The organism is Oceanobacillus damuensis (genome assembly GCF_001618145.1).
Classification (GTDB): domain Bacteria; phylum Bacillota; class Bacilli; order Bacillales; family Amphibacillaceae; genus Oceanobacillus; species Oceanobacillus damuensis.
This window is the reverse complement of sequence record NZ_KV392045.1, coordinates 38,570-52,247: the sequence shown is the minus strand read 5'-3', so window position 1 is coordinate 52,247 and position 13,678 is coordinate 38,570. Positions and strand designations below refer to the sequence as shown.

Genomic DNA, 13,678 nt, shown 5'->3' with positions numbered 1-13,678 from the left:
TGGGAGTGTCAAATCAAGAACAAAGCCTAGTATATTACGTTTGAATTGAAAGATACTACGCAAACAGCAGGATAAACGGGGGAGAGTGCGGATTGGGGACAGGTGACCGGGTAGCCTTTATAAAACAAAAAAGAGGCTTATGCAAGGTAAGATGTATCCTACCGAGTTTGCCTCTTTCTCATATTCCTTACTTCTTTTCTGATTGATCGATCCACTCTTGAAGTTTATCCTTCAATGTGTTGAATCCAGCCGTATCATTTTCCTGTTGGAATGTTGCTTGAGGTTTCTTGGCTCTAGCAGGTTTCTTTGGCGCTTCTTCAGTAGCACGAATGGATAGAGAAACTTTATTTCTAGCTTCATCAATGTTCATTACTTTTACTTTAACATCGTCACCTACTGATAAGTGCTCATTGATATCTTTAACATATCCATGTGTGATTTCCGAGATGTGAACCAAGCCTTGATTTTCTTCGTCTAAAGCTACGAACGCTCCGTACGGCTGAATTCCAGTTACTTTACCTTCTATTATCTGACCAGCTTCAAATTTGTTAGTCATGCTGAACAACTCCTATACCTATATTCGATTCTAATACACAATATATTATTATAGCATAGATTACCGATTCTAGCAAAAATAATAGAGGGGGTTAAGGAAGGAACCATTACCAGCGTGTAAGTGAAATGAGAATGTCATCTTTCACTAATATCTGGTTTGCGGGGGGATGAATACAATAGTTTCCTTCACGAATATACCCGAGGACCAACTTTTCCTCTTTTAACATTTCGGCTAAAACAGTTTTATACGTTTTGTTTTCAAGTGTTTCTGATAACTTTGTATGCAAAAATTGCTGTTGACCAAGAATTTGAATAATATCTTCAAATGAAGTAGCCTTTCTGTTGTTGGAAAGCTCATGAAAAAATAATGAACTCATAAAATCATTCGACCGGATAATTGTATTGGCCCCTGCACGTAATGCATTTTCGATTTGCCTTTGAGACAAAATCTCCGCTACGATCGGAATCTCTTTATTATTGCCTCGTACTGCAATGGCAGCAAGAATTGTATAATTGTCGGACTGCCGTTCATTTTTAGTTATATCTGCACTGATCAAAACACGTGACGCATGTGCTATATTTGCTTTTATCAGGGTGCTGTCCTCTGTTGCATCCCCGTGAATGAAATGGACCGGCGATTCCTGAAAGGTGAGATGGCGTAAAGTCCTGTCAATCAGCACAATGCGGGTACTCGGGTGTTTTTTCACTACAATATCAATCAATTGTCTCGTTCGTTCATTCCAACCGATAAATATATAATGGTGATTCCCTTTAAACGGGAGCCTGCCGCTTTCCAGCTCCTGTTCCCGTTTTACCGTAGCTGAAGAAAGCGATGTAATATAAAATGCAAGAAAGCCGCCACCTGTCAAAATCAGCAAAATAGCAATAATTCTACCGGTTTGTGTCAATGGAACGTAATCACCATATCCAACAGTGGCGCCTGTTACAAAAGCCCACCAAATGCCCTCGAATATAGTAGGAAATTGAACCGGTTCAACGATATGGATCAGGAAGCCAAAAAAATTCATCATGACAAAAATGGTGACCAGCAGCTTCAGAGCAGTCGGAAGCCGATAGTAGATTTGTTTCAATAATCGAATATGCATAACTTCACCTTGGAATCGTCAATTTTCAGATAGTATTTACCGGAACAGGTAAGTTATTCAGTCATATAAGGCGTATTGGGCTGCAACTCATCAGATAATGAAAAAAGTAACAGCAGAAAAACTGTTACTTTTCGGTAAAATTAGAAAGCATAAATTTTGACAGCAATTAATTCTTACACATAAACAGCCACGGCCAGCTCCAGCGCCCAGGGACTAGCGAGACTTCCTTCACCTCCGTACGATAAGTCAACATCGACTCTCTCCGTTCGTCGTGTTTCCTTTATCTCCTACGTAGGAATGTTCGACAAGTCGAACCACCCTACAGTTCGGAGCGCAGTCCGTACGTCCCTAAACGGGCACTTGCGCTTTTGTTCGAGCTATTTCAGCGTGTCTTTTAAACTGTCATAAACATCTGTCCAAAACTCAGTATGGTCACGGAAGGACTTTGTCATGAACATATACATCTCACTGGACTTTTCCTTGAAATCCTCTGCATCCTGTGGTGGAAGCTTACTGCGGGAATCATCGACGAATTCCTGTATTTTTGCTGCTCTTGGTCCCCATTTTGCAACTTCATTGCCGTCCCGATCAATAAAGATGAAAATCGGAATAGAACGGGACTTGCCATTTGTCAGGTACTGGTCCATTAATTCCAGATTCTGATCCCGCAAAAGCATACGTACCTGTATTCCTGCTGCTTCGGAAAGCTTCATTAGGATTGGGATATTAAGCATCGCATCCCCGCACCAGTCTTCCGTCAGTACAATGGCCCGAAGATTGCGCTCCCGTACTAGCTCGAAAAACGGTTCATCATTCGGTAAGATGAAGTGATCATAGATATGGAGTAAATCCTCTTTGTGCGTTTCCATCGATTCAATATAAAGATCCGGGTTCAACCCTTTTTCAAACCAGTCATTCAGATTCATTGGCCACACTCCTCGTATTTAAAAAAACTTTTACTAGAAGTGTACCCATTATTGAATAGGCAGTAAACAAAAGTGCTCTCCAGATGAATTTTTGCTATCATGTAGGATAAATCAAACGTTCTGGGAGGAAATAAGATGGCTCAACCAAATCAGGAGTTTTTACTTGAATTATTGAAAACTGCTTCTCCATCAAGTATGGAAATGGAAATTCAGAAAAAATGGATAAACTATGTGAGAGACTTTGCACATGAAGTTCGGACGGACAATGCAGGTAATGCGATTGGTGTATTGAATCCGGATGCACCATTTAAAATATTGCTTGCAGGGCACTGTGACGAGATTGCACTCGTTATCAATCGGATTGATGCTGATGGTTATTTACATTTCGATAAAATGGGTGGAATCAATCCAAAAGCTGCAGTAGGAATGCGGGTTACAATACTTGGCTATAAGGGGACTGTAACCGGTGTGATTGGTGTTAATGCTCAGCACCATGGGGGACTGAAAAACGATTTTGGACTTGAAGATCTGTTTATCGATTGTGGTTACAAATCAAAAGAGGAAGCTGCAAAACATGTACAAATAGGAGACCTTGGCGTTTATAAAACCGAACCGGAAATTCTGATGGACCGCTATGTAGCTGGACGTGGTTTAGATAACCGTACAGGGGCTTTCATTGTTGCGGAGGTACTTAAACAATTAGCTGAAAAAGATGTGAAGGTTGGCGTGTATGCTGCAAGTACTGTCAATGAAGAAACGAATATGGGCGGAGCGTATTTTGCAGCCGCAGGCATAGAACCAACCATGGCAATTGCCTGTGATGTGACATTCGCTACGGACTATCCTGGCGTCAATAAAAATAAGTATGGGGACATCAGACTTGAAGGTGGTCCTGTACTCGCAAAAGGTGCACCGATTAATGTTAAAATAAACAGATTGCTTGAACAGGCGGCGAAAAAGCTGAATATGGATGTACAATATGAACTGACTCCAAGAATGACAGGAACGGATGCAGATAAAATGCGATTGACCGGGAAGGGAGTCCCGGTATCATTAGTCTCTTTACCACTACGGTATATGCACTCTCCTGTTGAAACGGCGAGCATAAAAGATATGGAAGAGGAAATCGATCTGCTCGTAACGATGATTGCCAATATGACTGGCGAAGAAAGTCTAAATCCATTGGAAGATTAAATACGATGAAGTGAAAATAGCCGGCAAGTCCTGAATCAGGGATTTACCGGCTGATCACACTTACTAGGTATAAAACGCTATACATATTATTGTAATGGATATAATGAACCGCTTATGAATTATATCCAACTACTTATGTTCAGGTATGTATACCTGGTTTTCCAAAGAAAAGAAAACATAAAGAAACTTTGAATGTAATCTTTAGGATAATTTAATCATTTTTAAGGCGTGGATATAAGGAAAAAAGTACCTTAATGGAAATAAACTCACCTATGCCAACAATCTGTTTGAACATAAGCGAATGGGAAGAGCAAAAGAGTTTGAAAAGAACAGGGAAAAAATACTACAATATTCCTGTTTTAGAAAATTCAGAATAGTGTTGACATGAATCGACAGGCTTTCATCTATCAATCTACTATACTTGCACCAACAGCATGAGTTTGTAATATACACCGCAATGGCTCGAGACTCGACATGATTATGTTGCAGAGGGGGGTTACGGTGTTTTTCACATGTCCAAATGTCGAATAGCCAGCTGGAAAATGTAAGGCTTTACAAATCGAGAGGAGGAAACAATGTGAGACGGAAGAAAAAACGTCAAGTAAAAGCATTCAGTATTGCGGCAGCAGTATTAATGACATTCTCATTCATTGCTCCAAGTGCCGTTCTTGCGCAATCTGGCGACAAAGCGCATCACTCTTTAAATGATACTCTTAACGTAACAGAGGCAAAAGTGAGTGATCGGCTACAGACACAATTTACAGACAATGAAAAAGTGACATTCCTTGTAAAATTCCATGAAAAAGCAGATGTTGAAAAAGTGGCGAATAATGCTAAAGCAAGTGCCGATAGGGCGAACCTTTCCGCACAAAAAGCGGAACATATTCAACGATCTGCTGTCATTGCAGAGTTGAAATCCATTTCTTTAACATCCCAGCAGAATGTAATCGAATATGTGGAGGAGGAAGTGGAAAAAGGGAACGCAGAAGATCTCCAGTCTTTTCATATTGTCAATGGTTTGGCGGTAACTGCAACTAGAGAAGTAGCAGAAAAAATTGCTGCTTTTACCGAAGTTGAGAAAATCCTGCCAAATGAAACGCGCGAGGTTTCTGCAGTAACTGTTTCAGAAGAAGCGGAAACACCAAACTCGGAAATCGCTAACGTGGAATGGAATGTGGAACGCGTTGGGGCGCCTGGAGTATGGGATATGGGAATTGATGGTACAGGGACTGTTGTAGCAAGTATCGATACGGGAGCACAGTTTGATCATCCCGGACTTGCTGAACAATATCGCGGCTATGACGCAGCAACCGGTGAAGTAGATCATACGTACAGCTTTTTCGATGCTGTAAATGGGCAAACGCCTGCTTATGACGACCATGGGCACGGTACACATGTAACCGGTACAATGGTAGGAAGTGAGCCGGATGGTTCCAATCAGGTCGGTGTCGCTCCTGGAGCCAAATGGATCTCTGTTAAAGGATTAAATGCGGCTGGCAGTGGGACTGATGTAAATCTGATTGCTGGAGCAGAATGGTTACTGGCTCCAGGTGGAGATGCGACAAAGGCGCCCGATGTCGTCAATAACTCTTGGGGTGGAGGCCCTGGACTTGATGAATGGTACAGAGATGTTGTAATTGCATGGAGAGCAGCAGAAATATTCCCAGAGTTTTCTGCAGGTAATGGGACTCCTACTCCTGGATCAGTTGCTGCTCCATCAAACTATCCAGAGTCTTTTGCAACTGGAGCGACGGACATCAATGATGAACTGGCAAGCTTTTCATTAGTGGGACCCTCCCCGTATGATGAAATCAAACCGGACATTTCAGCACCTGGTGTAAATATTCGTTCTACGGTACCAGGAAGCGGTTATGAAGGTGGCTGGAATGGGACTTCCATGTCCGGTCCTGCTGTGTCTGGCGTAGTAGCTTTAATGAAACAGGCAAATGCTGGTCTGACTGTTGATAACCTGGAAGAGATTATCATGAATACAGCGACACCTTTAACAAACAGTCAATATACAGAATCCCCAAATAATGGTTTTGGATATGGCTTAGTTAATGGTTATGATGCTGTTTCCTCTTTAGTATCTGGTCTTGGTGTAATAGAGGGGCAAGTAACGAAAGAAGGGGAAGATACAGAAGCGCCAATTTTTGAACATGTGTCACCAATCGAAACGTATGAAGGAATGGATCTCGATTTATCGATCCAGGTTTCCGATAATATTAGTGTTGCTTCCGTAGAAGTTGTGTATGGGGAGGGACAATCGATTGAGGCAGGACGCGTCTCGGGAGATTACCAATCTGGTGAATATGCAGCTACTATTCCCGGTGAAGATATAACAGGTGATTCTTTCACATATCACTTTGTTATAAACGATTTCGGTAATAATGAAGTAATTACGGAAGACTATGTCGTAGCGGTTTATCCAGGAATCACTGTAGGATATTTTACAGACTTTGAGACGAACCCTGCAGGCTGGACAGTATTTGGCACAGATAATAACAGCTGGAATCACGGTATTCCAACTTCTGGTCCAGGTGAAGCATACTCAGGGGAATACGTCTATGCGACAAACACAGACGGAGCATATACGAACAATGAGGATTCAACGCTTATGATGCCCCCGATTGACTTACCTGAAGGAGAATCATATCTGCAGTTTAGTCATTGGTATAACATTGAAAGAAACTGGGATTATGGCCATGTTTACATTTCTACGGATCAGAATAGCTGGACACAGCTTCTCCGTATAACAGATGTAAATAATGAATGGGAAACGGTTGAAATCGATCTGTCTGAATATGCTGGTGATCGCGTATATATTGCGTTTAACCTGGATACGGATGGAAGTGTGCTCAGAGATGGATGGTATATTGATGATGTAGGATTGTCAGACACTTCACTGGAAATAGAAGAAGCTTCGTCAATTGGTGCAGTGGAAAACAGTACAAGTGATGTCATTAAAGAAGAAAAAGTAGACCCTGATAATATGCAGCCTAGCATGGCTGAAATTGAATCTTTATCATTAAGTGATGATGAAGGGATTCATCCGATGCTGCTTCCGTTGGGTGCGCAAGTAAGTGTGCTTGAAAGTGGACGTTCTGCAGCTACTAATCCAGCAAATGGGACCTATTCGTTTATGCATGCTGCTGGTGACTTTACGGTTGTTGCAGAAGCATATGGATTCGAGGCACAGGAGCAGTCCGTATCATTGGGTGAAGATGAAACGGTCGTTGCTGACTTTGTACTTGAAGAGCTGGAACAATCAACAATACGTGGAACAGTGACAAGCTCTAACTCTGGAAACCCGATTGAAGGAGCAACATTGCTGCTCGTTGAAGATGCGAATGTTACCCCTGTAGAAACCGATTCAGAAGGTAATTATGCATTAACTGGATACAATGGGACATATACACTGAAAGTAATGGCAAGAGACTTCCATGGTCAGGAAATTGAAATAGAACTTGACGAGGATTTCGACTTAAATATCGAACTTGACCCATTTTATACAGTCCCAGGCGGGGAAATTGGCTATGACGACGGAACAGCAGAAAATGCCCGTGCATTTTATGATGCCGGAAACGGTTGGGCCGTGAAAATGTCCTTACCGGATAATGAGGAATCTGCGATTGTAACAGATGGTGTGTTCCAATTCCATGGTACAGACTGGCCAAATCCTGGTGGAACAGAGTTCGCTGTTGAAGTATGGGATGCTGCAGGATCTGATGGAACTCCTGGGCAAAGAATTGCAGGACCTTTTGATGCGACAGCCGTAAGAAGCCTGGACGAATGGACCGTTGTCGACTTAAGAGAGCATTCCATCCAGGTTGAAGGCGATTTCTATATGGTTTATATGCAGACGGATCCGCACCCATATGCACCTGGCTTGGCTACAGATGAAAATGGGACAAATGCGGGACGCAGTTATCAGTATGTTGGCGGAGCATGGTCACAATCACCTGCATCCGAAGGTAACTACATGATCCGTGCACGTGTGGCATATGGAGTGGAAGATTCTGTAATTACCTCGCCGGCAGATGGTCTTGTAACAAATGATGCTGCAGTTACTGTGGAAGGAACAGCATCTTCAACAACAACTGTCAAATTACTGAACAATGGAACTGAAGTTGGTACTGCTGAGGTTGGTGATGAGGGTACTTTTGCTATTCCAACAGAACTAACAGAAGGGGAAAATGAATTTACCGCAGTAACCGTAGTGAATGGTGAAGATGCAACAACATCAGAAGCAGTTACCGTTACACTCGATACGGTTTCACCTGAACTTACAGTCGATAGCCCACTGGACGGGAACATGACGAATCGTGAAACCGTTACTGTTGAAGGAACTGTTTCAGATGAGCATCTTGAGTCTGTAGAGGTTAACGGCCAAGATGCATCCTTTACAGACGGCAGCTACTCGAAACGCCTGATTCTTGAAGAAGGTGAGAATGTAATTGAAGTAGTTGCTGTTGATGCGGCAGGAAACACAACAGCAGAGACAATAACAATTGCTGCAGACTACACGGCACCTGCAATCGAGAACCTGGTTCCGTCTGAAGATCAACAGCTTGAAGCAGGTCAAACAGTCGCAATAGAGTTTGATAGTGAATCAGGCCTGACTGCCACATTTGCAGTGCATATGCCATTAACCAATCTAGGAGGCAACCTTTCCAATGTAACTGATTTACCATTAACGGAAACATCTGAGGGACATTATGTCGGATATTGGACTGTACCTGGCAATATCGTGGCAGATGGTGCTGTCATCGAAGTAACAGCTGTTGACGATTTCGGTAATGAAACACGTGAACAGGCTGAAGGTAAATTGTATATTGGTGAAGAAGATAGCGGCAAAGGAAAAGGAAAAGATAAGGGCAAGGGCAGAGGTAACGGTAAGTAAAACTTATTTACCATAATCTGATAGACGGTGCAGAGGTGAAACAGCCTCTGTACTTTTTATATTATGTAAAACGACAAATCCCCTAAGGTGACCTCTTACGAACTTGTAGTGACATATGACCTTCCTGATAACTGGAAACACATTATGAAATGAAAAATCCACCCCTACCATCAGTAAGGGTGGATTTGTGTATTATTCCTCTTCTTCAACTAAGTTTCTTGCAATTGGCATTACTTCCAGTCTTTCTTCCGGAATCGGTTTGCCCGATTTCTCACTGAGACCGTAAGTGCCGTCTTCAATTCGCCCAAGCGCATCTTCAATTTCTTTTAATCGATCCTGGCGCATGAGATCCAATCCGGCATCACGCTGCTGCTCGAATTGTTCGGTACCCATATCTGCTGGGTGGTTATCGTAGTCAGCAAGTTCCTGGATGGACTCATTTGGCCCGTTCTTGCCGTTGGGTTCCATTTCCTGTTCTGTATCCTTTTTCATTTGCAATAGTTTTTCTTTAAAATATGCAAGCTTTTCTTTGCTGAGTTGATTGCTCATAATCTCATCCTTCCTTTCATTACGGAGGGGGCATTCCCATATGAAACAATTGCTGTCAGATCAGCTCTGAAAGAAGCAGTGATATGCCTAAAAGAAAGCCATAAATCGTGTTCGTTTTGCCGGTTGCAGCCATTGCAGGCATCATCTCAATCGGTTCGGTTTTGCCGCGGAAATCCCTGATGACTTCACGTGCTTTTAACGCGCTGAAGAAGGTGATTAGTGACCAAAAAGGCAAAACACCGAGAACGATTAATATGGCAGTAATTACATACGCAAAAAGCATTAAAATTGCCAGTAATGTAATTGAGCTTTCTCTGCCTATCAAAACAGCGATTGTTTTCCTGCCTCCCAACGCATCTCCATCACGGTCGCGAATATTATTGGATAGATTGATACTGCCGATGAATATCGTAACTGGAATGGAAATCCAGATCATTTCGGCAGTAACTGTACCTGTTTGGATAAAGTAAGTAATGCCGATAATTACCGTCCCCATTAAAACCCCTGAAAATAATTCTCCAAATGGGGTATAGGATATTGGAAGAGGCCCTCCTGTATATAAATAGCCGAAAGCCATACAAACTAAACCAATAACTGCAATCCACCAGCTGGAAGCCATACAGATGTAGACACCCAGAAGTATTGATATACCGTAGAAGGTAAAGGCAAGATTACGGATTTTTTTCGGGGCAATTCCATCACGAACAATGGAACCACCAATTCCAACTGACTGGTCTGTATCCAATCCGCGTACAAAATCATAATATTCATTGAACATATTGGTCGCAGCCTGTATAAGCAGCGAGGCAACTAACATGGCAAAAAAGAGCAGCCAATTAATTGTATCTTCATTAAAAGCGATCATTGTCCCGACAAAAACGGGTACAAAGGAGGCTGTAAGTGTATGTGGACGGATGAGACGCCACCAAACGTGAAATCCGCCACGTTCATTTAATGCCTGTTTAATATTATTACCTGTAGACTGCATGTGTCTGTTCCCCCTGATTTTCTTTTGAAAAGTAGATAGCTTAACGATTCGGGCATTTGCAGATGGAGCAATTCAAATTTTTTCCCAGCTTTTCCTTAAAAACGTGGGCATTCGCCCAATTGCATATGCATTGCCAATGTGACTAATAGAACATATTAATTTTAGGCAAATAAAAACATGCTGTCAATCGATTCAGAGCAGCAAGATTGCTGATTTTCACTGAAAAAGAAAGCTTTTCTTGAGAAACTGGCTAAAAGAGCATAAAATAAGATAGGATGTTTCTGACTCCAAGACATGATGGAGGTTTATTTAGATGATTGAAACGAAGGACAAACAAGTTTCAGCACTTCTATCCGAAGCGATTCAACTAGTGAAGGCAGAGGATGAATGCAAGCTTGTCAGCATAACAAAAAAAATACAAAAGACGGATCCACTTCACTTTTTTGATGCAGCGAAGCATATTGGAGGGAACCGTGCGTTTTGGACAAGCTCTACCCAACAGCTTTGGCTGGCTGGGGCTGGTGAGGCACATCAAATGACTGCAGATCATTTACGATTTGAAGCAACGGAGAAACAATGGAATTCTTTGCTGTGTGAAGCATTCGTTCATAATCCATATGAGGTTCCAGGGACTGGGCTAGTTGCCCTGGGAGGTATGTCGTTTGATCCGGAAAAGGGGACAACCAATTTATGGAATAAATTCAAACCAAGTCATTTCACCATACCTGCATTTTTATTGACTAAATATAACGAAGGCTACTATTTGACTATAAATATATATGTGAAAAAGAATGACCATGCCAATCAGCTGGCAGATGAATTGATGCAGACGGAAGAAAAACTTCTTGCCAGCAGGGAACGATCCATGGACCAACTTATCGTCACTGGGGAGAAGGAGATTGACCCGGGGAAATGGAAAGGCAGTGTCCGCAAAGCAACAGAGGAAATTGCCAGGGGAGAAATGGAAAAAATTGTACTCGCTCGGGAAATCCGATTGCAATTTAACAAGAAGGCAGATATTACAACCGTATTATCCAACCTGTTAAAAACGCAGCAGAACAGCTATATTTTCGCATATGAAATTGAGGATGACTGTTTTGTTGGAGCAACTCCTGAAAGATTGGTAAAACTGGAGGGGAAGGCACTTTTATCGACATGTCTGGCAGGTACTGCTCCTCGTGGTGATTCAGTGGAACATGATCTGGAACTGAGTAAGGAACTGATGAATGACAAGAAAAATCGTCAGGAACATGATTTTGTTGTGAAAATGATCAAGCGTGCAATCGAGGACTGCTGTACGGAAGTAACTATTCCGGATGAACCGGTAATTTATCCTTTGAAAAATTTACAGCACTTATACACACCGGTAACAGGTCATTTGAAAGATGGCTACAGTTTGTTTGATATTATTAAGCAATTGCATCCCACTCCAGCACTCGGTGGTACCCCTCGCAAGGAATCACTCGCATTCATAAGAAAACACGAATTGCTGGACCGTGGCTGGTATGGTGCTCCAATTGGATGGATGGACAGCAATCAGAACGGAGAATTTGCAGTAGCAATCCGCTCTGCGCTTGTTCAGGGGGATGAGGCTTCTCTATTTGCCGGATGTGGAGTTGTTAAAGATTCTGATCCGGAAAGCGAATATGAAGAGACAAAAATCAAGCTACTCCCTATGCTATCTGTTTTAGGAGGCAAACAATAAATGAATCACACAGAAAAACTGACAAGATATACGGCAAATTTTGTAGATGAACTAACCAAAAGCGGACTGACCGATGTTGTTATATCCCCTGGTTCACGTTCCACACCGCTTGCATTAACTTTTACAGAACACACTGCAGTAAAAGAGTGGATTATTATCGATGAACGTTCTGCAGCTTTTTTTGCATTGGGTATTGCAAAAGAAACAAACCGGTCCGTTGCACTTGTCTGTACTTCCGGAACTGCGGCAGCAAATTACTTTCCTGCTATTGTTGAAGCACATTACAGCAGGGTTCCATTAATCGTTCTCACTGCAGATCGCCCACATGAATTACGCGACATTGGTGCTCCACAAGCAATCGAACAGTTGAAACTATACGGCGATTATCCAAAATGGTTTCATGAAATGGCGTTGCCAGAAGGCACTCCGGAAATGCTGGCCTATGCACGCAATAAAGCGGCACGTGCTGTATATATGGCACTGGAAGGAAATCCTGGTCCGGTTCATTTGAATTTTCCATTCCGTGAGCCACTAAATCCGGATTTTTCCTTGCATAATCTGTGGGCTTTTCCTGCTGCGGAACAACTTACAAAGTCTGTCAACCCAATCCTTGATGGTAAAAAATGTTTAGCCGAACAGCAGATAAGGCAGCTTTTGGAGAAACTTGGCAGTGGACAAAGAGGGGTCATTGTCTGTGGGCCGCAAACAGATCCGGACTTTCCTGCTGCGGTAACAGATCTGGCCAACAAATGGGGGCTTCCGGTTTTGGCTGATCCATTATCCCAGGTACGGACCGGCAGGCATCATAAAGACCAGGTAATCGAGGGATATGATGCCTTTTTGAGGAATGAATCCATCAGAAAGCAAATGAAACCAGATTATATTATCCGTTTCGGTGCAATGCCAGTTTCAAAGGCATATCTTTTTTATGTAAAAGAACACGCGGATTCCAGACAGTATATCGTGGAAAATCACACGGGATATCGCGAGCCTACGGGCAATGTAACGGAGTTCATTTTCGCTGATCCTGTCATGCTCTGTAAAGATTTGACGGCTGCAGAAACTCCTTGCGACGTTGATACAGGCTGGCTGGGAATGTGGCAGGAGATGAATCGCATTTCCAAAAAGCATCTTTTAAATGGTATGGAGGATGCAATTACAGAAGGTGAAGTTGTCAGAGGACTATGCGAAGTCATCCCTGAAGACAGCACATTATATGTCGGAAACAGTATGGCTATCCGGGATGTGGATACGTTTTTGATGACGACGAAAAAATTTATTCCCATCCTTGCCAACCGGGGAGCAAACGGAATTGATGGCATCGTATCCAGTGGAATGGGAGCGGCAACCACAGGCAAGCCAGTAACGTTATTGCTTGGTGATTTATCATTTTTCCATGATATGAATGGGTTGCTGGCTGCAAAGCATTATAAGCTGAACATTACAATTATACTGGTGAACAATAATGGTGGAGGGATATTTTCTTTCCTGCCCCAATCTAATGATAAGAAGCATTTTGAAGCACTCTTCGGCACGCCTGCAGACCTTGAATTTGAAAAAGCGATCACCATGTACGGTGGAGAATACGCTCTTGCAGCGACCGAGCCACAACTAAAAGAACTGCTTGATAGGAGTTATCAGCATGAAGGCCTATCTGTAATAGAAGTTAAAACAGATCGAACAGAAAATGTGGAATGGCATCGCGCAAAGTGGCATGCAATTGAAAAGGAAATTTTACAGGACAGGGACTGA

The 13,678-nt window shown here is 42.6% G+C and carries 9 protein-coding genes; 4 read left to right on the top strand and 5 right to left on the bottom strand.

Going from position 1 to position 13,678, the window contains the following annotated elements; all coding sequences use genetic code 11:
• Window positions 1–187: 187 nt before the first annotated feature.
• The 3 genes from yugI to A4245_RS03415 all read right to left on the bottom strand — a co-directional run bounded on the left by yugI (window position 188) and on the right by A4245_RS03415 (window position 2,587).
• Window positions 188–556: a S1 domain-containing post-transcriptional regulator GSP13 gene (yugI, locus tag A4245_RS03425; protein WP_067725686.1), complete on the bottom strand. Its 369-nt coding sequence runs from the start codon at window positions 554–556 to the stop codon at window positions 188–190.
• Window positions 557–662: 106 nt separating this feature from the next.
• Window positions 663–1,661: a potassium channel family protein gene (locus A4245_RS03420; protein ID WP_067725684.1), complete on the bottom strand. Its 999-nt coding sequence runs from the start codon at window positions 1,659–1,661 to the stop codon at window positions 663–665.
• A 377-nt stretch (window positions 1,662–2,038) separates the two neighbouring features.
• Window positions 2,039–2,587, bottom strand: a complete 549-nt coding sequence (locus tag A4245_RS03415; protein ID WP_067725682.1) for a thioredoxin family protein — start codon at window positions 2,585–2,587, stop codon at window positions 2,039–2,041.
• A 135-nt stretch (window positions 2,588–2,722) separates the two neighbouring features.
• Between A4245_RS03415 and A4245_RS03410 the strand changes: the two genes are divergently transcribed.
• Together A4245_RS03410 and A4245_RS03405 are read left to right on the top strand one after the other, a co-directional pair.
• Entirely contained in the window at window positions 2,723–3,781 is a 1,059-nt protein-coding gene (locus tag A4245_RS03410; protein WP_067725680.1) for a M20/M25/M40 family metallo-hydrolase, read from the top strand.
• Between the two features lie 577 nt (window positions 3,782–4,358).
• Window positions 4,359–8,684: a S8 family serine peptidase gene (locus tag A4245_RS03405; protein WP_157087645.1), complete on the top strand. Its 4,326-nt coding sequence runs from the start codon at window positions 4,359–4,361 to the stop codon at window positions 8,682–8,684.
• Between the two features lie 192 nt (window positions 8,685–8,876).
• Here the strand turns inward: A4245_RS03405 and A4245_RS03400 are convergent, their stop codons facing one another.
• The gene (locus A4245_RS03400; protein ID WP_067725666.1) at window positions 8,877–9,233 is read right to left on the bottom strand and encodes a TraR/DksA C4-type zinc finger protein; all 357 of its coding nucleotides are present in this window, start codon (window positions 9,231–9,233) and stop codon (window positions 8,877–8,879) included.
• A 55-nt stretch (window positions 9,234–9,288) separates the two neighbouring features.
• On the bottom strand, window positions 9,289–10,221 hold the full coding sequence (locus A4245_RS03395) for a 1,4-dihydroxy-2-naphthoate polyprenyltransferase (RefSeq protein ID WP_067725664.1): 933 nt from the start codon (window positions 10,219–10,221) through the stop codon (window positions 9,289–9,291).
• Window positions 10,222–10,534: 313 nt separating this feature from the next.
• Here A4245_RS03395 and A4245_RS03390 point away from each other — a divergent pair, with 313 nt between their 5' ends.
• Window positions 10,535–11,926 carry an isochorismate synthase gene (locus A4245_RS03390; protein WP_067725662.1) on the top strand — a complete coding sequence of 464 codons (1,392 nt, stop codon included), beginning with the start codon at window positions 10,535–10,537 and terminating at the stop codon, window positions 11,924–11,926.
• Window positions 11,927–13,678 carry a 2-succinyl-5-enolpyruvyl-6-hydroxy-3-cyclohexene-1-carboxylic-acid synthase gene (menD, locus tag A4245_RS03385; protein WP_067725659.1) on the top strand — a complete coding sequence of 584 codons (1,752 nt, stop codon included), beginning with the start codon at window positions 11,927–11,929 and terminating at the stop codon, window positions 13,676–13,678. It abuts the gene before it with no gap.